24 protein-coding genes and 1 tRNA gene are annotated in these 23,294 nt (G+C 72.7%); 5 read left to right on the top strand and 20 right to left on the bottom strand.

What is annotated here, in order from left to right; all coding sequences use genetic code 11:
* The first annotated feature begins 6 nt into the window (after positions 1–6).
* A complete protein-coding gene (locus ACWDD7_RS21470) occupies positions 7–1,185 on the top strand; it encodes a serine hydrolase domain-containing protein (protein ID WP_450458511.1) in 1,179 nt (392 codons plus the stop codon).
* A 69-nt stretch (positions 1,186–1,254) separates the two neighbouring features.
* Here ACWDD7_RS21470 and ACWDD7_RS21465 read toward each other — a convergent pair whose 3' ends face one another.
* Together ACWDD7_RS21465 and ACWDD7_RS21460 are read right to left on the bottom strand one after the other, a co-directional pair.
* Positions 1,255–1,530, bottom strand: a complete 276-nt coding sequence (locus ACWDD7_RS21465; RefSeq protein ID WP_351864313.1) for a DUF1876 domain-containing protein — start codon at positions 1,528–1,530, stop codon at positions 1,255–1,257.
* A 112-nt stretch (positions 1,531–1,642) separates the two neighbouring features.
* Complete coding sequence (locus ACWDD7_RS21460) at positions 1,643–2,545, bottom strand: NAD(P)-dependent oxidoreductase (RefSeq protein WP_450458510.1); 903 nt, start codon at positions 2,543–2,545, stop codon at positions 1,643–1,645.
* 112 nt (positions 2,546–2,657) lie between these two features.
* Here ACWDD7_RS21460 and ACWDD7_RS21455 point away from each other — a divergent pair, with 112 nt between their 5' ends.
* The gene (locus tag ACWDD7_RS21455) at positions 2,658–3,134 is read left to right on the top strand and encodes a hypothetical protein (RefSeq protein WP_450458509.1); all 477 of its coding nucleotides are present in this window, start codon (positions 2,658–2,660) and stop codon (positions 3,132–3,134) included.
* Positions 3,135–3,160: 26 nt separating this feature from the next.
* Here ACWDD7_RS21455 and ACWDD7_RS21450 read toward each other — a convergent pair whose 3' ends face one another.
* The 6 genes from ACWDD7_RS21450 to ACWDD7_RS21425 all read right to left on the bottom strand — a co-directional run bounded on the left by ACWDD7_RS21450 (position 3,161) and on the right by ACWDD7_RS21425 (position 8,625).
* The gene (locus ACWDD7_RS21450) at positions 3,161–4,009 is read right to left on the bottom strand and encodes an EamA family transporter (RefSeq protein WP_450458508.1); all 849 of its coding nucleotides are present in this window, start codon (positions 4,007–4,009) and stop codon (positions 3,161–3,163) included.
* Positions 4,006–4,518, bottom strand: coding sequence for a YbaK/EbsC family protein (locus ACWDD7_RS21445; protein WP_450458507.1), 513 nt, complete (start codon positions 4,516–4,518; stop codon positions 4,006–4,008). The genes ACWDD7_RS21450 and ACWDD7_RS21445 overlap by 4 nt, the downstream gene beginning before the upstream one ends.
* A 9-nt stretch (positions 4,519–4,527) precedes the next feature.
* Positions 4,528–4,719, bottom strand: coding sequence for a DUF397 domain-containing protein (locus ACWDD7_RS21440; RefSeq protein WP_351864258.1), 192 nt, complete (start codon positions 4,717–4,719; stop codon positions 4,528–4,530).
* Positions 4,716–5,561: a helix-turn-helix domain-containing protein gene (locus ACWDD7_RS21435; RefSeq protein WP_450458506.1), complete on the bottom strand. Its 846-nt coding sequence runs from the start codon at positions 5,559–5,561 to the stop codon at positions 4,716–4,718. The genes ACWDD7_RS21440 and ACWDD7_RS21435 overlap by 4 nt, the downstream gene beginning before the upstream one ends.
* A gap of 148 nt (positions 5,562–5,709) precedes the next feature.
* Complete coding sequence (locus tag ACWDD7_RS21430; protein WP_450458505.1) at positions 5,710–7,920, bottom strand: MMPL family transporter; 2,211 nt, start codon at positions 7,918–7,920, stop codon at positions 5,710–5,712.
* A 111-nt stretch (positions 7,921–8,031) separates the two neighbouring features.
* Positions 8,032–8,625, bottom strand: coding sequence for a TetR/AcrR family transcriptional regulator (locus ACWDD7_RS21425; RefSeq protein WP_450458504.1), 594 nt, complete (start codon positions 8,623–8,625; stop codon positions 8,032–8,034).
* Positions 8,626–8,830: 205 nt separating this feature from the next.
* Here ACWDD7_RS21425 and ACWDD7_RS21420 point away from each other — a divergent pair, with 205 nt between their 5' ends.
* The gene (locus ACWDD7_RS21420) at positions 8,831–12,115 is read left to right on the top strand and encodes a S41 family peptidase (RefSeq protein WP_450458503.1); all 3,285 of its coding nucleotides are present in this window, start codon (positions 8,831–8,833) and stop codon (positions 12,113–12,115) included.
* 127 nt (positions 12,116–12,242) lie between these two features.
* Here the strand turns inward: ACWDD7_RS21420 and ACWDD7_RS21415 are convergent, their stop codons facing one another.
* The 4 genes from ACWDD7_RS21415 to ACWDD7_RS21400 all read right to left on the bottom strand — a co-directional run bounded on the left by ACWDD7_RS21415 (position 12,243) and on the right by ACWDD7_RS21400 (position 15,943).
* Positions 12,243–12,455: a hypothetical protein gene (locus ACWDD7_RS21415; protein ID WP_285563051.1), complete on the bottom strand. Its 213-nt coding sequence runs from the start codon at positions 12,453–12,455 to the stop codon at positions 12,243–12,245.
* A gap of 94 nt (positions 12,456–12,549) precedes the next feature.
* Entirely contained in the window at positions 12,550–13,434 is an 885-nt protein-coding gene (locus tag ACWDD7_RS21410; RefSeq protein ID WP_450458502.1) for an SDR family oxidoreductase, read from the bottom strand.
* Positions 13,431–14,357, bottom strand: a complete 927-nt coding sequence (locus tag ACWDD7_RS21405) for an alpha/beta fold hydrolase (RefSeq protein ID WP_450458604.1) — start codon at positions 14,355–14,357, stop codon at positions 13,431–13,433. The genes ACWDD7_RS21410 and ACWDD7_RS21405 overlap by 4 nt, the downstream gene beginning before the upstream one ends.
* Before the next feature lie 20 nt (positions 14,358–14,377).
* Complete coding sequence (locus ACWDD7_RS21400; protein WP_450458501.1) at positions 14,378–15,943, bottom strand: flavin-containing monooxygenase; 1,566 nt, start codon at positions 15,941–15,943, stop codon at positions 14,378–14,380.
* 133 nt (positions 15,944–16,076) lie between these two features.
* Between ACWDD7_RS21400 and ACWDD7_RS21395 the strand changes: the two genes are divergently transcribed.
* Entirely contained in the window at positions 16,077–16,760 is a 684-nt protein-coding gene (locus ACWDD7_RS21395; RefSeq protein ID WP_351864278.1) for a MerR family transcriptional regulator, read from the top strand.
* On the opposite strand, the gene ACWDD7_RS21390 is transcribed toward ACWDD7_RS21395, so the two are convergent.
* Positions 16,757–17,551: an exodeoxyribonuclease III gene (locus ACWDD7_RS21390; RefSeq protein ID WP_392215028.1), complete on the bottom strand. Its 795-nt coding sequence runs from the start codon at positions 17,549–17,551 to the stop codon at positions 16,757–16,759. The two genes, ACWDD7_RS21395 and ACWDD7_RS21390, sit on opposite strands and share 4 nt — an antisense overlap.
* Positions 17,552–17,636: 85 nt before the next feature.
* On the opposite strand from ACWDD7_RS21390, the gene ACWDD7_RS21385 reads away from it, so the two are divergent.
* The gene (locus ACWDD7_RS21385) at positions 17,637–18,113 is read left to right on the top strand and encodes a GNAT family N-acetyltransferase (RefSeq protein ID WP_450458500.1); all 477 of its coding nucleotides are present in this window, start codon (positions 17,637–17,639) and stop codon (positions 18,111–18,113) included.
* A 219-nt stretch (positions 18,114–18,332) separates the two neighbouring features.
* Here the strand turns inward: ACWDD7_RS21385 and ACWDD7_RS21380 are convergent.
* The 7 genes from ACWDD7_RS21380 to ACWDD7_RS21350 all read right to left on the bottom strand — a co-directional run.
* A tRNA-Ala gene (locus ACWDD7_RS21380) sits at positions 18,333–18,406 on the bottom strand.
* A gap of 91 nt (positions 18,407–18,497) precedes the next feature.
* Complete coding sequence (gene sepX / locus ACWDD7_RS21375) at positions 18,498–19,670, bottom strand: divisome protein SepX/GlpR (protein ID WP_450458499.1); 1,173 nt, start codon at positions 19,668–19,670, stop codon at positions 18,498–18,500.
* A 178-nt stretch (positions 19,671–19,848) separates the two neighbouring features.
* Positions 19,849–20,469: a GNAT family N-acetyltransferase gene (locus tag ACWDD7_RS21370; protein ID WP_351864285.1), complete on the bottom strand. Its 621-nt coding sequence runs from the start codon at positions 20,467–20,469 to the stop codon at positions 19,849–19,851.
* Between the two features lie 20 nt (positions 20,470–20,489).
* Positions 20,490–20,990 (bottom strand): MogA/MoaB family molybdenum cofactor biosynthesis protein, encoded by a 501-nt coding sequence (locus ACWDD7_RS21365; RefSeq protein ID WP_450458498.1) that lies wholly within the window; start codon positions 20,988–20,990, stop codon positions 20,490–20,492.
* Positions 20,987–21,499 (bottom strand): cyclic pyranopterin monophosphate synthase MoaC, encoded by a 513-nt coding sequence (gene moaC / locus ACWDD7_RS21360; protein WP_351864291.1) that lies wholly within the window; start codon positions 21,497–21,499, stop codon positions 20,987–20,989. Before moaC ends, ACWDD7_RS21365 begins: the two co-directional genes overlap by 4 nt.
* Positions 21,500–21,603: 104 nt before the next feature.
* Positions 21,604–22,926: a molybdotransferase-like divisome protein Glp gene (gene glp / locus ACWDD7_RS21355; protein WP_351864294.1), complete on the bottom strand. Its 1,323-nt coding sequence runs from the start codon at positions 22,924–22,926 to the stop codon at positions 21,604–21,606.
* The coding region (locus tag ACWDD7_RS21350; RefSeq protein WP_450458497.1) for a sugar phosphate nucleotidyltransferase at positions 22,923–23,294 on the bottom strand (372 nt) is incomplete at its 5' end. The genes glp and ACWDD7_RS21350, both read right to left, overlap by 4 nt.

The raw sequence follows: 23,294 nt of genomic DNA, 5'->3' as shown, positions 1-23,294 counted from the left end.
CGGGGCATGGAGGGCGAGGACGTGGACGTGAACGGCACGGTGGCCGAGGGCTTCGAGCCGGTCAGGGAGGCGTTCGCGGCGAACTTCGCCCTTCTCGGGGAGCGCGGCGCGGCGGTGGCCGTGTACCGCCACGGCCGACGGGTGGTCGACCTGTGGGCGGGCACCAGGGACGTGGACGGTACGGCGCCGTGGGAGCCCGGTACCGCCCAGATCGTGCGCTCGGCCACCAAGGGCGTGGTGGCCGCCGGGCTCCTGCTGCTGCACCAGCGCGGTGAGCTGGACCTGGACGCGCCGGTCGGCACGTACTGGCCCGAGTACAAGGCGGCCGGCAAGGAACGCACCCTGGTACGCCATCTGCCGGCGCACCGCGCGGGCGTGCCCGTGCTGGACCGCCCGCTGACCCTGGCCGAGGCCGCCGACCCCGATCTCGGCGCGGCGGCCGTCGCCGCGCAGGCCCCGGTGTGGGAGCCGGGCACGGACCACGGCTACCACGCGCACACGTACAGCTGGCTGACCGGGGAGCTGATCCGGCGCGTGACCGGCCGCCCGGTCGGCGCCTGGCTGGCCGACGAGATCGCCGGGCCCGTCGGCGCGGACCTGTGGCTCGGGCTGCCCGAGGCCGAACAGGGGCGCCTCGGCCGGGTCGGGGACATCGAGGCACCGCGGGCGGCGGGCGCGCTGAAGCTGCGCCCCAAGCGCGCGGTGTCCGCGGCCTACGCCGACCCGGACTCGTTGACCCGGCGCGCCTTCGCCGCGATCACCCCGGTCCCGGACGAGAACGACCCCGCGTACCGCGCCGCCGCCCTGCCCGCCTCCAGCGGCATCGCGACGGCGGACGGACTGGCCCGCGTCTACGCCTCCCTCATCGGCGAACTCGACGGCGGGGTCCGCCTGTTCACCCCCGAGACGATGGAGCTGGCCCGCGCCGAGCAGTCCGCGGGGCCCGACCGGGTGCTCGTGGTGAACACCCGCTTCGGACTCGGCTGGATGCTGCACAGCGGCGCGTCCCCGCTCCTCGCCCCCGGCTCCTTCGGCCACCCGGGCCGCGGCGGTTCCCTCGGTTTCGCCGACCCGGAGTCGGGCATCGCCTTCGGCTATGTCACCAACGGCTTCACCGCGACCGTGACGGCGGACCCGAGGGCGCAGGCGCTGGTGCGGGCGCTGAGGACGGCGCTGACGAGCTGACCAGCGCCGAGACATGGAATCGCCGAGGGCGCGCGCCCCTCGGCCAGGCGCGCGCCCCGCACGCGTGGCTCACACGTGGATCGGATGCGACGTCCGCCCCGAATCCGCGTCGATCTCCGCGTGTGCCTTGCCCAGCAGCTCCATGGCGATCTGGTTGAGGGCACGGGCCCCGGCGATCTCCTCGCCGACCCTGGGCTGGTCGTTGTCGACGTGGTGGCGGCTGGCGTGTCCGTGCCCCCGGATCTCGCTGCCGTCGGGCAGGCGCACCAGGGCCGCCGCGCGCGTGTGCTGACCGTCCTCCTCGAACTCCAGCTCGACATGCCACCCGACAGCGGGGTGCATCACGGTCCGCGTCTGCTGCATGGTCTGCGTCATGTCGGCCACCTCCGGGAAACGCACGTTCCGGCTGTCTCCAGGGTGCTCCCGGCCGCGGGGAACGTCATCTCGGCGGGCCGACTCAGCCCTTGCCGTTCTCCCCGCCCTCGCCGTCGAAGCTGGCGAAGTACGCGGCGGCCATGTCCTCCTGGCCGTGCCCCTGGGCGGCCGCGCGGGCGAACCGTTCGGCGGTGGCCTCGGCCACGTCGAGGCGCACGCCGCTGCGCCTGCCCGCGGCCACGATCAGCCGGGCGTCCTTCTCGGCGGTGGTCACCGCGAACGACGCCGGGGTCAGCCTGTCCTCCAGCAGCACCCCGGACTTGGCCCGCAGATACCCCATGTCGAGCGGGCCGCCGCCGATCAGCTCGAAGAAGTCCCGCGGGTCGACGCCGAGACCCTTGGCGAGGGCCAGTGTCTCGCCGGTGGCCGCGGTGACGGCGAGCACCCAGCTGTTGGCCACCAGCTTCAGCCGGCTGGCGCTGCCCGCGGCGCCGTCCTCGCCGGTCCACAGGGTCTTGGCGCCCACCGCGTCGAACACCGGCGTGACCGCCGCGCGCCCCTCCTCGGGCCCGGCCGCCAGCACGGTGAGCCGGCCGGCCTCGGCGGGCTCCTTGGTGCCGAGCACGGGGGCGTCGTAGAAGAGCAGTCCGTGCTCGCGGGCGAACGCGGCCAGGTCGGTGATCAGCTCGGACCCGGCGGTGGTCGACTGCACCCAGGCGGCCCCCCGGCGCAGCGCCGGCGCGGCCTGGCGCATGACCTCCAGGACGGTGTCGCCGTCGTAGAGCATCGTCAGGACGACGTCGGCGCCCTCGACGGCCTCGGCGGGGGTGCCGGTGATCCGGGCGCCGTCGGCGGCGAGGGGCTCGGCCTTCTCACGGGTGCGGTTCCAGGCACGCACCTCGAACCCCGCGCGGCACAGATTGCGGGCCATGGCGGCGCCCATGATCCCGGTGCCCAGGACGCTGACGGTCGGCTTGTCGCTCATTGGGGCTCCCTGAAGTCGAGGTGTCCCTCCAGCTTGTCGTACCCCGGCGGGCCTCGCGCCGAAAGGGGCCCTGCCTGGCGTGCGGCATCGGCCGTGCGGTACCTACCTCGTCATGAGACTCCGACCCGTGTCGCTCCTCGGCTGTGCCCTGACGCCGGCCCTCCTTCTCACCGCCTGCACCTCGCACCACGACCCCGCGCCGGGCCACCGCCCCTCACCCCCGGCCGCGCACCGGAGCGGCGGGGCGGAGGACGAGAAGAAGCTCACGGATCAGGCGCAGTCCGCGCTCGACGCCGTCACCGATCACGGCAGTTCCATGGTGGAGTCGGGCGTCGAGCGTGTCTCGGACGGCGTGCACACGCGACCCGGGCCGGCTCATGGCACGGCCTACGAGCTGACCGTGGTGTGCGCCGGGAAGGGGACCGCGGAGATCGTCGTGGCACCGTCCGGCGCGGGCCGGAAGAAGGCGGTTCCCTGCGACGGGTCCGCGGTCGTCGAGCGGCTGGCGGCCACCGGCCCGCTCAAGGTCGACATCCAGGGTGAGCCCGGCGCGGCGGGCGTGATCGCCTGGCGGATCAACGGGGCTTGAGCAGCCCTGGGCGCCGACGGCAGGGCCTATCCGGCGTGCAGCATCAGCCCTATCCCGACGACCAGCAGCCCGGCCGCCGCGATACGGGGTGCCCCGAAACGCTCCCGGAAGAACACGGCGCCGATGGCCGCGCCGACGAGGATGGACGACTCGCGCAGGGCCGCGATCGGGGCGAGGTCGGCGCGGGTCTGGGCCCACAGCACCAGCCCGTACCCGAGCACGGACAGCGCGGCGCCCAGCAGGCCGAGCAGCGCGAAGGGCCGTACGACCGCCACGGTCTCGCGGCGCCAGCGGCAGCAGACGGCGTACGCGGGCACGGCCAGGCCCTGCACCACCATCAGCCAGGCGAGGTAGCCGAGGGAGGAACCGGAGGCGCGCACCCCGATCCCGTCGACCACCGTGTACGAGGCGATGGACAGCCCCGTGGCGAAGGCCGCCCCGATCACCGCCCACTCCGGCCTGCGCCCGCGCACCCCCCACAGGGCCACACCGGTGAGCCCCGCGCACACCAGCCCGATCCCCGCCGCCGCCTGGCCGTCGGGCACCTCGTGGGCGAAGAGGGCCGCGAACACCGTGACCACCAGGGGGGCGGTGCCCCGGGCGATCGGATAGGCCTGCCCGAAGTCCCCGAGCCGGAACGACGTCATCAGCAGGGTGATGTACACGAGATGGATCGCGGCCGAGCCGAGCAGAAAGGGCCATGCGCCGGCCGCCGGAACCGCCGCGAACGGCACCAGCAGCAGCCCGATCAGCACCCCGCCCGCCTGGATGGACACGAAGCCGGCCAGCTTGTCGGTGATGCGGTGGGCGATGGCGTTCCAGCTGGCGTGGGTGACGGCGGCGAGCAGTACGGCGATCGTGACGAGCGGCGTCACGAGTGCTGCTCACGCACGTCCACGAGCGTGGCCCCGGCGTGGGTGACGAGCTCCTTCGGCTCCATGGGGAAGACGGCGTACGGCGTCCCGGCGGCGGCCCACACCACGTCGTGCGCGAGCAGCGAACGGTCGGCGAGCACCCGGGTGCGGGTCCGGTGCCCGAAGGGCGGCACGCCCCCGATGGCGTACCCGGTGACCTCCCGCACCACCTGGGCGTCGGCCCGGCCGACCTTCTTCACCCCGAGTTCCTCGCGCACCCGCTCCACATCGACACGGGAGGCCCCGTCCATCAGCACCAGGACCGGCGCGCCGTCGGCCGCGAACACCAGCGACTTGCAGATCTGGCTGAGTTCGCACCCGATGGCGTCGGCGGCCTCCACCGCCGTCCGCGTCCCCTCCGGAAACCTCCGCGCGCGCCCGAGCACCTCCTCCAGGCCGAGTTCCTTCAGCGCTTGCGCGAAACGCGGGTGCGCGCCGGATCCGTCGGTGCCCGTGGCTGTAGTCGTCATGCGGGCACGTTAACGACGCTCACCGACCAGAGCGAGGAAATTTACCCAGGTGGCGGAGGTGACGGTCAGGTGTGCGGTGTGGGGGGTCTTGGAGTCGCGGACGTGGACGGTGGTGGGGGTGGTGGCTACTTCCACGCAGTCGCCGGGCTCGTTGCTGCTGCTGTAGCTGCTCTTGAACCAGTGGAGTTCCGGCCTGCTCATAGTCTCCCCAGCGCTTGCTCGATGAAGGCCTGCGACTCCCTCGGGGGGAGCGCCTGCGTCCGGATCATCCCATAGCGCAACTCAAGGATCCGAAGGTCTCGGGGGCTTTCGACCGGACGTCCGTTGAAGGCACCTTCCGAGCGGCCGATCGCGGTGCCGTCGGCGAATTTCAGTACCTCGATCAGGCCGTGCATCCCCGCGTGGTCCTCCCGTTCGGTAGGCATGACCTGGAACGAGACGTTGCGCAACTGGCTGATCTCCAGCAGGTGTTCAAGCTGGTGACGCAACACCATCTTCCCACCGATCGGGCGCTCCAGCGTGACCTGTTCCTGGACGAAGCTCAGCGAGGGAGCCTGTTCCCGGTCGAAGACCGACTGGCGTGCCGTGCGCCCGGCGACCTCCCGTTCGATCACGTCCTTCGCGAGCGGAGGCTGCCGCACCTCGTAGAGCGCCGCCATGTACTCGGCCGTCTGCAACAGCCCGTGGATGTTGTGGTTGCTGTACAGCAGCATCTCCACGGCCCGGTCCTCCAGCTCTTTCAGCCGGCGCACCTTCTTCGGGTACCGGGCCCTTCTCATGTCCTCCATGAAGGCCCGGAGATGGCCGTTCGCGTGCAGCACGTGGTCGGCCTTGTCCAGGAACTCCGGGCGGGGGATGCGCTGCCCCCGCTCGATCTTCCGGATCAGGTCCTCCCCGTACCCCAGCAGTTCCGCCAGTTCGGCGGGCCGCATCCCCGTCGCCTCCCGGCACACCTTCAGCAGCCGCCCCACCGCCTGCACCAGCGGTTCGATCTCGTCCCCGGGCTCGACGTCCCAACCGGCCTCGTCCACACCGTCGTTCACGTGCCACCTCCCGTCGCTGCCGTACCCGTACAACGCGCGGGACCGCCGATTCAGCACGGGACAGATCCCGGACAAGAAAGAAGCCGGTGAGGGTGCGACCCCGTCCCCACGGGCACCCTCACCGGCGGCTCTTCTCAGGAGCGGTGCGTCAGACGCGTACCGGCTCCCGCTCGTCCTCCCTGCCCTCCGCGGACGACGTGCGCAGGCCCTCGCCCTCGACGTCCACGTTGGGCAGGACCCGGTCCAGCCACTTCGGGAGCCACCAGGCGCGCCTGCCCAGCAGGGCGAGGACGGCCGGGACGATGGCCATGCGGACGATGAAGGCGTCGAAGAAGACGGCGATGGCGAGGCCGAAACCGATCATCTTGACCATGGACTCGCTGGAGCCGATGAAGCCGGAGAAGACGGCGATCATGATGACGGCGGCGGCGGTGACGACGCGGGCACCGTGCCGGAAGCCCGTCACCACGGCCTGGCTCGGCTTCTCGCCGTGCACGTACGCCTCGCGCATCCGCGTGACCAGGAAGACCTCGTAGTCCATCGCGAGGCCGAAGACCACGCCCACCATGAAGATCGGCATCATCGACATGACCGGGCCGGTCTGCTGGACGTTCATCAGGCCGGACAGCCAGCCCCACTGGAAGACGGCCACGACCGCGCCGAGCGCCGCGAGCACGCTGAGCAGGAAGCCGAGGGCCGCCTTCAGCGGGACGAGGACCGAGCGGAAGACCACGATCAGCAGGAGGAAGGCCAGGCCCACCACCAGGGCGAGGTAGGGCAGCAGCGCGTCGTTCAGGCGCTGGGAGACGTCGATGTTCATCGCCGTCGCGCCCGTCACCAGGAGCTTGGCGTCCGTCTTCGCCTCGATGTCCGCGCCCTTGTCACGGATCGCGTGCACCAGGTCCTCGGTGGACCTGGAGGACGGCTTGGACTTCGGGACCACCGTGATGATCGCCGTGTCGCCCGCCTTGTTGGGCGTGGCCGGGGTGACCGCGACGACGTCCTTCAGGCCCTTGATCTCCTTGCCGACCTCGGCGAAGGCCTTCTGGGGACGGGCACTGTCCTTGCCGTCGACGACGACCATCAGGGGGCCGTTGAAGCCGGCCCCGAAGCCCTCGGACAGGAGGTCGTAGGCGCGGCGCTGGGTGGTGGAGGTGGGCTGGGCGCCGTCGTCGGGCAGGCCCAGCTCCAGGGACGCGGCCGGGACCGCCGCCGCGCCGAGGCCGATCACCCCGAGGAGGAGGACGGCGACGGGGCGTCGTACGACGAAACTCGCCCAGCGGCTGCCCATGTTGGGGCGGCCCGGCTTCTTCGCCGGACGGCCGCCGCCGAGCAGCTTGCTCTTCTCGCCGGCCGGCTTGACCTTGCGGCCCGCGTAGCCGAGCAGCGCGGGGATCATGGTCAGCGCGATCAGGACGGCGATGGCGACCGTGCCCGCCGCCGCGACGCCCATCTTGGTCAGCATCGGGATGTCGACGACGGACAGACCGACGAGGGCGATGACGACGGTCAGGCCCGCGAAGACCACCGCGGAGCCCGCGGTGCCGACGGCGCGGCCCGCCGCCTCCTCGCGCTCGCGGCCCTCGGCGAGTTCGGCGCGGTAGCGGGAGACGATGAACAGGGCGTAGTCGATGCCGACGGCGAGGCCGATCATCGTGGCCAGGGTGGAGGTGGTGGAGCCCAGGTCGAGGGCGGAGGCGAGGGCGGTGATCGCGGAGACGCCGATGCCCACGCCGATGATCGCCGTCAGCAGCGGCAGCCCGGCGGCGAGCAGGGAGCCGAAGGTGATCACGAGGACGACGGCGGCGATGCCGATGCCGATCACCTCGCTGGAGCCCGTCTCGGGGGCGGCGGTGAGCGCGTCGCCGCCGACCTCGACGGTCAGCCCGGCGTTCCGCGCGTCCTGCGCGGTCTGCTTCAGGGCGTCGCGCGAGGAGTCCTTCAGCTCCATGCCGGAGACCTTGTACTTCACCGAGGCGTAGGCGATGGAGCCGTCCCGGCTGACGGCGTGCCCGGCGTAGGGGTCGGCGACGGAGACGACCTCGGCGCCGTGCCTCAACTCGCGCACCGTCTTCTCGACGGCGGCCTTGTTGAGTTTGTCGGTCATCTTCTCGCCGGCCGGAGCCTTGAAGACGACCCGTGCGGTGGCGCCGTCGGCGCTCATCCCGGGGAAGCGCTGTTCCAGCAGGTCGAAGGCCTTCTGGGCCTCGGTCCCGGGAATCGAGAAGGAGGAGTTGCCGGCGGGCGGCGCGGAGGCGGCGCCCACCCCGGCGAGGGTGAGCAGCGCGACCCATATGAGGGCGACGAAGTGCCGTCGCCTGAAGGCGAGGCGTCCGAGTCGGTACAGGAATGTGGCCACGGAGGCGTACTCCCGGTCAGGTCGTGGGGTCCATCAGGGCAGGAGCGATCAGCCCGACGACGTGAGCGGTGACGTCAGGTGGTGGGCTTGTGGGGAGGTGTGCGACGAGGGTCAGGCGCCGAGGGCGGGGAGGATCACGGCGTCGACGTACGAGATGAGGAACTCCTGGGTGGGCGGCTGGTCCTCCAGGAGGGTCCGGGTGGCGAAGCCCCCGACCATCATGTGCACCAGGAAGTCGATCGCCGGGCAGTCCGGGCGGACCTCTCCCCGGTCGATGGCCCGCTGGAGCATCTGCCGGCCCTCGCCGATCTCCGCATCGACGATCTGCTCCTTGAACGCGTCGCGCAGATCCTCGTTGTGGTGCATCGCCATGGCGACGCCCCGCATCAGGGCGGAGTTGCGCGCCATGGTGCAGTCGTCCTCCATCGCCACGAGGGCGTGCAGGTCGCCGCGGAGGGTTCCGGTGTCGATGTCCTCGACGTGGCCGCGCTTGGTGTGCCGCAGCGCCTTGACCACCAGCTCGGCCTTGCCGCCCCACTGGCGGTAGAGCGTGGCCTTGCTGGACCGGGTGCGGGCGGCCACGGCGTCCATGGTGAGGGCGTCGTAACCGACCTCTCGGAGCAGGTCGAGCACGGCCCCGTACAGCTCGGCCTCGCGCTCGGGGGTGATACGACTGCGACGCGCAGCCGCGACGGCCTCGGTCATGTCGCTCACCCTTCCACTCCGGGACTTCCTTGTCGTACGTCTGTCTTCGTACGTGAACGAAGATACCCCTCCCCCATACGAAACGAAACCGTTTCGTACGTGCGCTCGGTCACGATCGTGAGGGCCGCGTAAGGGAGGCCGCGAGCAGCCGGGGAGAAGGGCACACGAGTTGCCCGCCCCCGGTCGCGGGAAAAGCATGGGGAGGGTGAGCTATCTGCGCTTCCCCCACCTCAGCGGCGACCTGCTCTGCTTCGTGGCCGAGGACGACCTGTGGCTGGCCCCCCTCGACACCCCGGGCCGCGCCTGGCGGCTCACGGCCGACCGCACGAAGACCGGGTACCCGCGCTTCTCCCCCGACGGCCGCCGGATCGCGTACACGAGCTGGCGCAGCCTGGTCCCCGAGATCCACCTCGTGGACGTCACCGGCGGGCCCGCGCGCCAGCTGACGTACTGGGGCAGCACCGACACCCAGGTGTGCGGCTGGTCCCCGGACGGCGACGTCCTGGCGGTGGCCTCGCACCAGCAGCCGTTCTCCTACTTCACCTGGGCCTACAAGGTGACCCCCGACGGCGATCCGGGCGGTCGGCTGCCCTGGGGCCCGGTCACCGAGATCCAGGTCGCCGACCTCGCCGGCGAGCGCAAGACGCTGCTGCTCACCGGCACCCCGCCGCACGAACCGGCCTCCTGGAAGCGCTACCGGGGCGGCGCCATGGGCCGGCTGTGGCTGCACGGCGAACGCCTGCTGCCCGACATCGAGGGCCATCTGGCCAGCCCCGTGTACGTCGCCGGGCGGATCGCCTTCCTCTCCGACCACGAGGGCGTCGGCAACCTCTACTCCTGCGCCTACGACGGCACCGACCTGCGCCGCCACACCGACCACGACGCCTTCTACGCCCGGCACGCGTCCAGCGACGGCACCCGGGTGGTCTACCAGTGCGCGGGCGACCTGTGGATCGTCGACGACTTCTCCCCGCACGGCACCCCGCGCAGGCTCGACGTCCGCCTCGCCGGACCCGCCGCGGGCCGCCGCCGCTACCAGGTGCCGGCCGCGCAGAACGTGGACGGCATCTCCGTGGACGAGACCGGCCGGGCCAGCGCGGTCGTGGTGCGCGGCGGCCTGTACTGGCTCACCCACCGCGACGGCCCGGCCCGCACCATCGCGGACACCCCCGGCGTCCGGGTCCGGCTGCCGGAGATGCTCGGCTCCATGGGGCAGGTGGCCTATGTGACCGACGCCGAGGGCGAGGACGCGGTGGAGATCGCCCAGTTGCCCCGCGCCACCGGCGACCGCCCGCCCCACCGGCTGGCCTCCGGGGCCCTCGGCCGGGTCCTGGAGATGATCCCCGACCCGGCCGGCGAACGCCTGGCCGTCGCCTCGCACGACGGCCGCCTGCTGCTGATCGACGTCCCCGAGGAGCCCGGCGCCGGGGTCCCGGAGTCGCCCGGCACCGGGGTCGGCGCGGAGTCCGAGGACAGCACGGTCACCGAGCTGATCCGCTCCGTCAACGGACCCGTCCGGGACCTCTCCTTCTCCCCCGACGGCACCTGGCTCACCTGGTCCCACCCCGGCATCGGCCGCTCGCTGCGCCAGATCAAGCTGGCCCGCATCAAGGACCGGCTGATCGTGGACGTCACCGACGGCCGCTTCGAGGACGAGACCCCCGTCTTCACCCGCGACGGCCGCTACCTCGCCTTCCTGTCCTGGCGCGGCTTCGACCCGGTGTACGACGTGCACACCGGCGACCTGTCCTTCCCGCTCGGCAGCCGCCCCTACCTGGTGCCGCTGTCCTCGGCGACCCCCTCGCCCTTCGCGCTGAACCCCGAGGGCCGTCCGGCGGCCGGCGGGCTCGATCCGGTGGAGGACGAGGAGACCGGGGAGGCGGGCGCCGTGACGGTCGAGGTGGAGGGCCTGGCGAGCCGGGTCACCCCGTTCCCGGTGATCGCCTCCAAGTACTCCTCGCTGCACCCGGTCGCGGGCGGCGGCCTGGTCTGGCTGCGCTGGCCGATCTCCGGCGCGCTCGGCGAGACCTTCGCCAACCCGGCCGACACCAGCGGCCGCCCGACGCTGGAGTACTTCAACATCACCAAGGCGAAGAAGTCCGAACTCGTCGGCCATCTCGACTGGTTCGCGGTGAGCGGCGACGGCACCCGGCTCGTGGTGGTGGACGAGGGCGAGCTGCGCGCGGTGCCCTCCACCGAGGTCGGCGACGCCGACAGCACCGTCTGGATCGACCTGCGGCGCATCCTGCACGAGGTGGACCCGCCCGCCGAGTGGCGCCAGGCGTACGACGAGGCGGGACGGCTCATCCGCGCCTACTTCTGGGACCCCGGCATGAGCGGCATCGACTGGGACGCGGTGCTCGACCAGTACCGCCCGCTGGTCGAACGGGTCGCCTCGCCCGACGAGTTCGCCGACCTGCTGCGCGAGGTCCTCGGCGAACTCGGCACCTCCCACGCCTACGTCACCGCCTCCCGCCGCAACGAGGGCCCGCCCCACTACCAGCGCTGGCAGGGCCTGCTCGGCGCCAACCTGGTACGCCGGGACGCCGGCTGGACGGTACGGCGGATCCTGCCCGGCGACTCCTCCGACTCCAAGGCCCGCTCCCCGCTCGCCGGGACCGGCATCCGCGAGGGCGCGGTCCTCACCCACGTCGACGGCCGCCCGGTCGACCCGGTCAAGGGCCCCTTCCCGCTGCTGGCCGGCTCCGGCGGTACGACCGTGGAGCTGACCTTCACCCCGGCCGAGGGCACCGGACCGCCCCGCCGGGTCGCCGTCGTCCCGCTGGTCGACGACCGGCCGCTGCGCTACCAGGACTGGGTGGCCAAACGCCGTGAAGTGGTGCGCGAGTTGAGCGGCGGCACGTGCGGCTACCTGCACATCCCCGACATGGGCGGCTCGGGCTGGGCCCAGTTCAACCGCGATCTGCGCATGGAGGTGTCCCGGCCGGCGCTGATCGTGGACGTGCGCGGCAACGCGGGCGGGCACATCAGCGAGCTGGTCATCGAGAAGCTGACCCGGACGATCCTGGGCTGGGACCTGACGCGCGACGCCCAGCCGGTGTCGTACACCTCGAACGCGCCCCGCGGCCCGGTCGTCGCCCTCGCGGACGAGGCGACCTCCTCCGACGGCGACATGATCACCGCCGCGTTCAAACTCCTCGGGCTGGGCCCGGTGGTGGGCCAGCGCACCTGGGGCGGCGTCGTCGGCATGACCGGCCGTCACCGCCTCGGCGACGGCACCGTCATCACCGTGCCCATGAACGCCGCCTGGTTCGACGCCTACGGCTGGTCCGTCGAGAACCACGGCGTCGCCCCCGACCTGGAGATCCTCCGCACCCCGCTGGACTGGGCCGAGGGCCGCCACGCCCAGATGGACGACGCGATCCAACTGGCCCTGAAACTCCTGGAGTCCCACCCGGCGGCGGTTCCGCCGGACTACTCCGACGTCCCCGACCGCACCCGCCCGAAGCTGCCGCCGAGGGCGACGTGAGACTCCTCTGAAGGGGCGCGGGGCACGCCGGCCACGCGCGGGGCACGCCGGCCATCCCGGAACGAGCGCGGGGCGCCCCTCGAAGCGAAGGGCGCCCCGCATACCCGGCCGAAGCCGAGCGCCGCGGCTACGCGTCGTAGTCGTGGTCCAGCCGGTCCTGCATCTCCATGTCGTCCATGTCCTGACGGCCACGGTTCGGCTGCTGGCCCTGCTGGGGGCGCTGGCCGCGCTGGGGCTGACCCGGCTGCTGGCCGGCGCGCTCACGCGCCTGACCCAGCTTGTCCTTGCCCTTCTGCTGCCACTGGCCCTGGTCCTGGCGCTGCTGGTCCTTCATGCCCATGTGGGTTCACTCCTGTGGTGAGTGAGAGTGGGGAGTCGGCCCCTGGGCGGGGCCACGACCAGATTCACACGCCCCACCACGCTGCGCATGTGGATCAGTCACGGTGCGTGACACGCGCCTCCTCGTCCGCCGCGCCGCCCGCGCCGACCAGCCCGGACCGCATCCCCTCCAGCCGGGGCGCGAACCGCTTCATCTCCCGCTGCCCGACCGAGCCGATGAGCGCCGGGAGGTACCCGCGTACGCCCTGCATCCCGCGCAGCCACCACTGCGCGTACACATGCGACGAGCGCCGCTCGATCCCCGCGACGATCCGGTCCACGGCGGGCCCGAGCGGATACGTCTTGTTGGACGGCCACGGCAGCCGCTGCCGCAACTCCCGCATGACGTCGTCCTGATCGGCCCCGCGCACCATGTCGGTGTCGGTCCACGACAGATACCCGACGCCGACCCGCACCCCCTGGTACCCGACCTCGGCCCGCAGGCTGTGCGCGTACGCCTCCACCCCGGACTTGGACGCGCAGTACGCCGTCATCATCGGCGCCGGGGTGATCGCCGCGAGGGACGCGATCTGCAGCAGGTAGCCGCGGCTTTCGACCAGCACCGGCAGGAAGGCGCGGGCGGTCACCGCCGAGCCGATGAGGTTGACCTCGATCACCCGCCGCCAGGCGACCGGGTCGGAGTCGATGAACGGACCGCCCGTCGCCACACCGGCGTTGGCGACCACGATGTCCACCTTGCCGAACCGCGCCTTCACCTCCCGCGCCACCCGGGTCATCGCCTCGTGGTCGGTGACGTCGGCGTACCAGTGGGCGCTTTCGCTGTGCAGCCGCCCGGAGACCTCCTTGAGGGCCTCCTCCTCCAGGCCGACCAGCGCCACCTTCGCGCCGCGCGCGGAGAGCTTGCGCGCCAGCAGCTCGCCGACGCCGCGCGCCGCTCCGGTGACGACCGCGACCTGTCCCTCCAGACCGACCCTGCTCATGCGCCCTCCTTGATCCGCTCGGGAGCGGCTTCGCCGGCCCCCGTGACATACGTGGTGACGAGTTCCCGGATACGGCCCGTGACCTTCCCGGGCTCCTCCACCGGGGTCATGTGGCCGGCCCCGGGCAGCTCGGTGAGCCCGGCGCACCGCGGCAGTTCGGCGACCAGGGCGTGGGCGTGCACCGGCGGCAGCAGGCGGTCGGCCGTGCCGTGCAGGACCGCGGTGGGCACGTCCAGCTTCCGTACGCCGTGGTCGAGATCGAGCGTCGCGAGCACCTGGGACCAGGCGTGGCGCACGCCGGTCGGGCAGCCGTGCACGATCCGCGCGCAGGCCTCCACCATCTCCGGTGTCGAACGGGCGCCCATCGTGCCGTACTTGAGGATGCGCCTGGCGAGCGGGGTGACCGGTCCGAGCGGGGCGCGCGAGCCGAGGACGCGCCCGCTGAGCCAGGTGCGCGCCGGGCCCTCGCGCAGCGGCAGCACCCGGGCCTCGGCGACCAGCCGCGCACTGCCGGTGCTGGCCAGCAGGACAGCCGCGGCGTGGGCGCGGAAACGGGGCCGCCCGGCCGCCGCCATGACCGTCATGCCGCCCATGGAGTGCCCGACGACCAGGGCCTGTTCGCCGTCCACGAGCGTCGCGGCGAGCACCGCCTCCAGGTCGTCCGCGAGCGCGCGGGTGGTGCACACGGGGCTCGCGGGGCTGCGCCCGTGTCCCCGCTGGTCGTACGCGATCACCCGGTGGTCGGCCGCCAGGTCCCGGATCTGCGCCGCCCAGAAGGCCGTCGAGCAGGTCCAGCCGTGGGAGAGGACGACCGGGGGCGCGTCCTTCGGCCCGTGCACCTCGACGTACAGCCGCGCGTCGTCGGTGGAGGGGACGGTGAGTTCCCGGGCCGGGACGGGCGGGGCGTAGGCGCCGGAGGTCATGTGGGGGGCGCGGGGGCGGCTCACGCGGCGACCTCGCTGTCCTTCGAGGTCTTCGCGTCCCCGCGTGCCGTGGGAGTCCCCGCGGCCTCGGGGGCTTCGGACGCCTCCCGCGTCACGGTCCCGCGGATCACCTCGTACTCCGCCAGGTCCACCCGCCGGGTCGCCCGCCGGAACTCGGTCGTCGTACCGGGCCACACGGTGGTGTTGCGCCCGTTCGCGTCGAGATACCAGCTCGTGCAGCCGCCGGTGTTCCACACGGTCCGCTTCATGCGCTCCTGGACCTTGTGGTTCCAGGCCGCGACGGCGCCGGGCCGGGCGTCGAGGGCGGTACGGCCGCCGAGCACGTCCAGCTGGCGCAGGTAGTCGGCCATGTAGTTCAGCTGGGCCTCGATCATGAGGATCATCGAGGAGTTGCCGAGGCCGGTGTTGGGCCCGATGACCGTCATGAAGTTCGGGAAGCCGCAGGCCGTGGCGCCGCGCAGCGCCTGCATGCCGTCCTTCCACGCCTCGGCGAGCGTGATGCCCTCCGCGCCGACCACGCGCTCGGCGATCGGCATGTCGGTGACGTGGAAGCCCGTACCGAAGACGATCGCGTCGGCCTCGGCCTCCGTGCCGTCCGCGGCGACGAGCGTCGATCCCCTGACCTCGCTGAGCCCGCTCGCCACCACGTCCACGTTGGGCCTGGTCAGCGCCGGGTAGTAGGTGTTGGACAGCAGGATGCGCTTGCAGCCGATGCGGTAGTCGGGGGTGAGCTTGGCGCGCAGGGCCGGGTCCTTGACCGCGCGGGCCATGTTGCGCCTGGCGAGCTGCTCGACCAGGCCGAGTTCGTCGGGGCGCTTGGTGAACGCCTGCACCTGGAGCTCGCGGATGCCCCACAGCAGGCCGCGCCGCAGCTGGGTGGTGAGCGGCAGGGAGCGGTGCAGCCAGCGCTCGGCGGGGCTGATGGCGCGGTCCACGCGGGGCATCACCCACGGCGGGGTGCGCTGGAAGAGGGTGAGCCGGCCGACCTGGGACTGGACGGCGGGCACGATCTGGATGGCGGAGGCGCCGGTGCCGACCACGGCCACGCGCTTGCCGCGCAGGTCGTAGTCGTGGTCCCAGCGCGCGGAGTGGAACACCTTGCCGGGGAAGGAGTCCAGGCCCGGGATGTCGGGCACCTTGGGGTCGGACAGCGGTCCGGTGGCGGAGACGACGACGTCGGCGGTCAGCGAGCCGCGCGTGGTCTCGATGTGCCAGCACAGGTTCTCCCGGTCCCAGCTGAGCAGCTTGACCTCGGCGCCGAAGCGGATCTGCGGACGCAGCCCGAAGACATCGGTGACGTGCTCCAGGTAGGCGCGGATGTGCCGCTGTCCGGAGAAGGTGCGCGGCCACTCGGGGTTGGGCGCGAAGGAGAAGGAGTACAGATGGGAGGGCACGTCGCAGGCGCACCCGGGGTAGCTGTTGTCCCGCCAGGTGCCGCCGACACTCTCGGCCCGTTCCAGCACGACGAAATCGGTGATCCCCTCGCGGCGCAGCCGCACGGCGGCACCCAGTCCGCCGAAGCCGGACCCGATCACCGCCACCCTCACATGCTCGTGCTCGGCCATCCCGGAGCCTCCACGCCTCGCTCAGCAATACTGCCAGTGAACACTGGCACGGTGGGACTGTAGAGCAGCTCCGTACCGAGCGGTAGGGGGCGCGGGAAGGAAAGTTACCGGCGGTACACCATAGGCTTCGGGCGTGGCAGCAGACACAGGACACCCGGAGGCAACCCGTCAGGGCCCGCGCGAGTACCGCACGGAGGAGCTGGCCCGGCTGGCCGGCATCACCGTGCGCACGCTGCGCTTCTACCGCGAACGCAAGCTGCTGGCGCCGCCCCGCCGGGAGGGCCGGATCGCCTGGTACGACGACCACCACCTGGCCCGGCTGCGCACCATCGCGGCCCTGCTGGAGCGCGGCCACACGCTGACCGGCATCGCGGAGCTGGCGGAGGCCCTGGACGAGGGCCGGGACGTCGCCGACCTGCTCGGCGTCGGCACCCCCACCGAGGAGGAACCGGTCCGCCTCACCCCGGAGGAACTGGCCGCCCGCTTCGAGGGCGAGGTCACCCCGGAGAACCTGGCCGCCGCCATGAAGCTCGGCTACCTGGGCACCGACGGCGACAAGATCGTCCACATCAGCCGGCGCCTGCTGGACGTCTCCTCCGCCCTGGTCCGCGAGGGCATCCCGCTCGCCGAGGTCCTCTCCGCCGCCGCCCGCGTCCGCGCCCACGCCGAGGCCCTGGCCTCCCTCTTCACCGACCTGATCCTCCGCCACGCCCCGGAGGAGGACCTGCACCGCCTGCGGCCACTGGCCCGCAGTGTGGTGGAGGCGGAGCTGTCACTGGCGATGGACAGGCGGCTGAACAAGGGGGACGGGGACTAGGGACCGTAGACGACGGTCACCGGCGCGTGGTCGGACCAGCGCTCGGCGTGCGTGGCCGCCCGCTCGACGCGCGCCTTGAGCGCCCGCGCGGCGAGGCCCGGCGTGGCCGCCTGGTAGTCGATCCTCCATCCCGAGTCGTTGTCGAACGCCCGCCCCCGGTACGACCACCACGTGTAGGGGCCGTCGGCGTCCGGGTGCAGGGTGCGTACGACGTCGACGTAACCGCCGTCCTCCGGTGCGAACACCTGGCCGAGCCAGGCGCGCTCCTCGGGCAGGAAGCCGGAGTTCTTGGTGTTGCCGCGCCAGTTCTTGAGGTCGGCCTCGCGGTGGGCGATGTTCCAGTCGCCGCAGACGACCACCTCGCGCCCCTCGGCGGCGGCCCGTTCGCGCAGCGCCTTGAGGTGGGTGAGGAACTCCGCCATGAAGCGGACCTTCTCGTCCTGCCGCTCGGTGCCGACCTCTCCGGAGGGCAGGTAGAGGGAGGCGACGGTGACGCCGGGCAGGTCGGCCTCGACGTAGCGTCCGCTGCCGTCGAACTCCGCGGAGCCGAAGCCGATCCGGGTCCGGTCGGGCTCGCGCCGGGTGTACAGGGAGACGCCCGCGCGCCCCTTGGCGGCGGCCGGGGCGTGCACGACATGCCAGCCGTCGGGCTGTCGTACCTCCTCGGGCAGCTGGTGCGGCTCGGCGCGCACCTCCTGGAGGCACACGACGTCCGCCTCCGTGGCGGCCAGCCACGGCACGAAGCCCTTCTTGGCGGCGGCCCGCAGCCCGTTCACGTTCACCGAGGTCACAGTCAGCACCGGAGCACGATACCGGCACACTGGACGCAGCCCTCACGACCGAGGGGTCCCTCCCGCATGGAAGCGCGATGCCCAGATGAACCTTCGCCGCGTACGTTTCGACCACCCTGACGCCATGAAGCTCAACGACGCGGTGCAGGCCGAGTACGCCCTCCGTTACGGCGACAACGGCGACGAGACCTTCCTCACCCCGGAGGACTTCCTGCCGCCCCGGGGCGTGTACCTGATCGCGTACGACGAGTCCGACCGCCCGGTGGCCACCGGCGGCTGGCGCAGCCAGGAACTCAACGACGAGGGCTACACGGACGGCGACGCCGAGCTCAAGCGCATGTACGTGATCGAGGAGATGCGCGGTCGCGGCCTGGCCCGCCGGATGCTGGCCGCCCTGGAGGAGGACGCCCGCGCGGCCGGGCGCCTGCGCATGGTCCTGGAGACGGGCACCAAGCAGCCGGAGGCCATCGCCCTGTACACCTCCAGCGGCTACGCGCCCTGCCCCAAGTTCGGCTTCTACCGCTTCCACGAGGAGAGCCGCTGCTTCGCGAAGGCCCTCTAGAGGGTTCTTCCGGATCAGGCTGGCTCCAGGTGACGGTGCCTTGCGACCGAGCGGCGCGGGGTCCGGTGTGCGTGCCGGACCCCGTGACCCCGAGGAGATCCGGCGCCGCGCCGACAGGCGTCCGGCCCGGCGGCCCGGCCGACTTCCGCACGCGGCGGGCGACTTGCCGTAAACGTGTCAGAGCCCCGGTCGGTTTCCCGACCGGGGCTCTGAGCTGCGTGGACCTGAGGGGATTTGAACCCCTGGCCCCCTCGATGCGAACGAGGTGCGCTACCGGACTGCGCCACAGGCCCTTGCAACGAGTGAAACTCTAGCATCCCGATCGGGGTGCTTGGAAATCCGTTCCCCGACTGGTCAGGGGCGGCTTCCCGGACGGGGCGGCCGTCACTCGTTGGCGGCGCGCGGACGGTCCCCGTCCTCGTACTGGTCGAAGAGCGGGGTGCGGCCGCGCTCGCGGGACCGGCGGGCGGAGGCGGCACGGCGGGCGTCGCCGCGGCCGTCGGCCGGCCGGTCCGCCGAGGCCGACGGCGGCTCGTTCTCCTCGGCCGCGGGCGCCTGGTCCGTCTCCTGCTCCGGGGCGACCGAACTGGACCGCGCCGAGCTCCAGGTGTCGGGGCCGCCCAGGTCGACGCCGGAGGTGGCCCGGGGCGCGACCGGCGCGGTCACGTACGTGGGCAGGGGCACCGGCACCGGGTCCCAGCTGTCCCCGTGTCCGGGCCGCCGCTGCCGCTCGCGCTGCTGGTCGACCCACTCGGCGTGGTCGGTCTGCTCGACCAGGGCGCGCCGGTCGGCGGCGAGGGTGGAGAGGCCGGGGTCCGTGTCGGTCCCTGTGGCCTCCTCCGGTTCGTCGGCGGCGTGGGCGGCCTCCGGGGTCACGCGCCGGCGCGGCTGACGCTCGCGCAGCCGCTGGGCGGCGGCCTCGGCGCGGCGGCGGTCCATCTGGTAGGCGAAGCGGCGGCGTTCCTGGGTGCGCAGATAGGCGATGTACGCGCTGAGGAGCACGGCGGGCGCGGCGGGCGCCCACAGGAAGGCGAGGCCGCCGACGGCGGCGACGATCGCGCCGACGGTGAAGGCGAGGAAGAGCAGCATGGTGGTGCGCCGGCGGCGCGCGAGCACCTTCGTGCGCCGGGCGCGCGCTGCGGCCGCCTGTGCCGAGGGGGTGCGTCGGGGCGCGGGCGCGTGCTGCTGTGCCGGGCCCGCGACGACCGCGGGGGGCTGGGCCCGGTCGGATTCCGGGTTCCGGGACACCTCGGGCTCGCCCTCCACCGTGACCTGACGGCGGGTCGGAGGCACGGCGAAGGCCCGGACGTCCACCGAATCGGTGACGGCGTCCGGATCGACGGCGTCCGGCTCCCCCTCCCGGGTGGAGCGCGCCCGCAGGTCCTTGGCGTATCGGCGCTCCATCCCCGCCCGTCCGGACAGCAGCCGGATGGCGGTGCTGAAGCGTTCCGTCGGACGGGCCTCGTTCAGCTCGTCCTGCCTACGGAGCCACATCGGCACCAAGTAGGCGGCCCAGGCCCCGACAATGACTGCGTAGATGAGGCCGCTGCTGCTCACGCCTCACACCGTAGAGGGGTTTGGCTTGAGGCATCGGCCAATTGGGCCGGTGTGTCGCACGATCTGGCTGATATTTCCAGCATTTTTTGCGACCGATGCGATCAGCGGACCGTCCCTGCGGGGTAATTCAATGCCGCAGGGACGGTCTGCGGGCGATCAATTTCGAACAAATATTCAATTACGTGTTCTGGGGATTCCGCGGCCCCCGTGACGTGGAGCGCGCCCGCCGCCAGCGCCCGAGGAGCCCGTCCGGCACCTCCTCCGCGGTGAGCGCGAAGACCAGATGGTCGCGCCAGGCGCCGTCGATGTGCAGATAACGCGGCCGCAGCCCTTCCTCGCGGAATCCGAGTTTCTCCACCACCCGGCGGCTGGGCCGGTTCTCGGGGCGAATGCACACCTCGATGCGGTGCAGCCCGACGGTGCGGAAACAGTGGTCCACCACCAGCGCGACGGCCGTCGGCATCACCCCGCGCCCGGCCACCGACTCGTCCACCCAGTAGCCGATGTGTCCGGAGCACATCGAGCCCCAGGTGATCCCGGCGACCGTCAACTGCCCGACCAGCCGCCCCTGGTACTCGATGACGAAGGGCAGCATCCGGCCCGCGTGTGCCTCGCGGCGCAGGTGCCGGACCATCTGCCGGTACGTCGGCCGGTGCGCGACCGGGCCGCTCGGGGTGGGCGGCGGGATCGTGGCCTCCCAGGGGCGCAGCCAGTCGCGGTTGCGCTGGTTCACCTCGCGCCACTCCCGCTGGTCGCGCAGCTTTATCGGCCGGAGGACGACATCGCCGTCCACCAGCACGACCGGCCAGGTGGACCCGTTCAGCTCGCACCCCCCGTGCTGGGTCCGGCATGGTCGCCGCCGCGGATCTGGTCGACGGCGTGGGCCAGCAGGGGCTCCAGGACGGCGAGGCCGTCCTTCACCCCGCCCGTGGACCCCGGCAGATTGACGATCAGGGTCCGGCCCGCGACCCCGGCGATGCCCCGGGACAGCGCGGCGGTCGGCACCTTCCCCATCCCGAACGCCCGGATGGCCTCGGCGATGCCCGGCACCTCGTGGTCGATGACGGCGCGGGTCGCCTCGGGGGTGCGGTCGGTCGGGGTGAGGCCGGTGCCGCCGGTGGTGACGATCGCGTCGTACCCGGCGGCCGCGCCCTCGCGCAGGGCCGCCTCGACCGGCTCCCCGTCGGGCACGACCCGGGGGCCGTCCACGGCGAAGCCGAGGCGCGCCAGGCCGTCGGCGACCAGCGGGCCGCCCCTGTCCTCGTAGACCCCCGCGGCGGCCCGGTTGGAGGCGGTGATCACCAGGGCGCGGTAGCTCATGCCCGGCTCCAGTCGCCCGACTTGCCGCCCGTCTTCTCCTCCACGCGTACGTCCGTGATGACCGCTCCCTTGTCGACCGCCTTGACCATGTCGATCACGGTGAGCGCGGCGACCGTCACCGCGGTGAGGGCCTCCATCTCGACGCCCGTGCGGTCCGTGGTCTTCACGGTGGCCAGGATCTCGACGGCGTCGTCCGCGACCGACAGATCCAGTTTCACACCCGACACCGACAACGGGTGGCACAGCGGGATCAGGTCCGGGGTGCGCTTGGCGCCCATGATGCCCGCGATCCGCGCGGTGGCCAGCGCGTCGCCCTTGGGCACACCCTCCCCCCGCAGCAGTTCGACCACGCGGGGCGAGACCAGGACACGGCCGCTGGCGCGCGCGGTGCGCGCGGTGACGTCCTTGCCGGACACGTCGACCATGCGGGCCGCGCCCGCCGCGTCGATGTGCGTGAGGTGGTCCTGGGCGGGGGGTCCGGGGGTCTGCCCCCGGGACGGTTCGGTCATGCTGTGCGGCGCTCCCGGTCCGGGCCCGCGCCGTGCGGTGCGCGGGCCTGCTGTGCGCGACACGGTACCGCCAAGTAGCCGCGTGCAGCCGCCCAGGACGTGCCTCAGCCGAGCGGTACGACCTCCACCTCGGTGCCGGGCTCGACGGACTCCATGTCCTCGGGTACGACGATCAGCGCGTCCGCGTGCGCCAGCGCCGCCACCAGGTGGGAGCCCGCGCCGCCCACCGGGGTGACCTCCCCGTCCGCGTACCGCCCCCGCAGGAACTGCCGGCGGCCCTTCGGGGAGCGCAGCGCCTTGTCGGCCTTGAGCGTGGCCCGCACGCGCGGCCGGTGCAGATCGGTGAGGCCCATCAGGGCGCGGATCGCGGGGCGGACGAACAGCTCGAAGGAGACGTACGACGACACGGGGTTGCCGGGCAGCGCCAGCAGGGGCGTGTGGTCGGGGCCGATGGAGCCGAAGCCCTGGGGCTTGCCGGGCTGCATGGCGAGCTTGCGGAACTCGATGCCGCCGCCCGGCACGTCCTCGTCGCCGATGTCCGCCAGCGCCTCCTTGACCACGTCGTACGCCCCGACGCTCACGCCGCCCGTGGTGACCAGCAGGTCGGCGCGGATCAGCTGGTCCTCGATGGTCGAGCGCAGGGTCTCGGCCTCGTCGGCGACGGCGCCCACCCGGTAGGCGATGGCGCCCGCGTCCCGCGCGGCGGCGGTGAGGGCGAAGCTGTTGGAGTCGTAGATCCGGCCACGGCCCAGCTGCTCGCCGGGCTGGACGAGTTCGCTGCCGGTGGAGACGACGACCACGCGCGGACGCGGGCGCACCCGCACCGTGCCGCGGCCGATCGCGGCGAGCAGGGCGATCTGCGGCGGGCCGAGGATCGTACCGGCCTCCAGGGCGCGGTCGCCGGCCTTCACGTCGCTGCCCTCGGACCGCACATGCGCGCGCGCCTCGACAGGCCGGTGCACGCGCACCTGTCCCTCGGCGTCCTCGGGAGCGAGGCTGCGGGCGCGCATGCCGCCGGCCGGGCCCTCGCCGAGCCCGCCGTCGGTCCACTCGACGGGGACGACGGCCTCGGCGCCGGGCGGCAGCGGGGCGCCGGTCATGATCCGGGCGGCCTGGCCGGGCCCGACCCGCACCGGGTCGCCCGCACCGGCCGCGACGTCCCCGACGACCTCCAGGACGGCCGGGAACTCCTCGCTCGCGCCCGCGACATCCGCGACCCGCACCGCGTACCCGTCCATCGAGCTGTTGTCGAACGGCGGCAGTGACACCGGCACCGTGACGTCCTCGACCAGGACGCAGCCCTGGGCGTCGAGCAGTTGGAGTTCGATGGGCTCCAGGGGGTGGACGGCGGAGAGGATGTCCGCCAGGTGCTGGTCCACCGACCACAGGTCGTCTTCGCCGGTCGGGCGGGTCGCGGCATTGCTCAACTCTGCTGCATCTCCTCGGCTACGTAACTGCGGAGCCAGGTACGGAAGTCCGGGCCCAGGTCCTCACGTTCGCACGCGAGCCTGACAATGGCACGCAGGTAGTCTCCTCTGTCGCCGGTGTCGTAGCGACGGCCCTGGAAGACGACGCCGTGGACCGGGCCGCCGGACTTCTCGTCGTCGGCGAGCTGCTGGAGCGCGTCGGTCAGCTGGATCTCCCCGCCGCGGCCCGGCTCCGTCTTGCGGAGTATGTCGAAGATCTCCGGGGCGAGGACGTAGCGGCCGATGACCGCGTAGTTCGACGGGGCGTCGGCGGGGTCGGGCTTCTCGACCAGGCCCGTCACCTGGACGACGTCGCCCTCGGGGGTGGC

The sequence above is a fragment of the Streptomyces sp. NPDC001056 genome, assembly GCF_053598955.1.
This window is presented reverse-complemented; position numbering and strand designations above follow the sequence as displayed.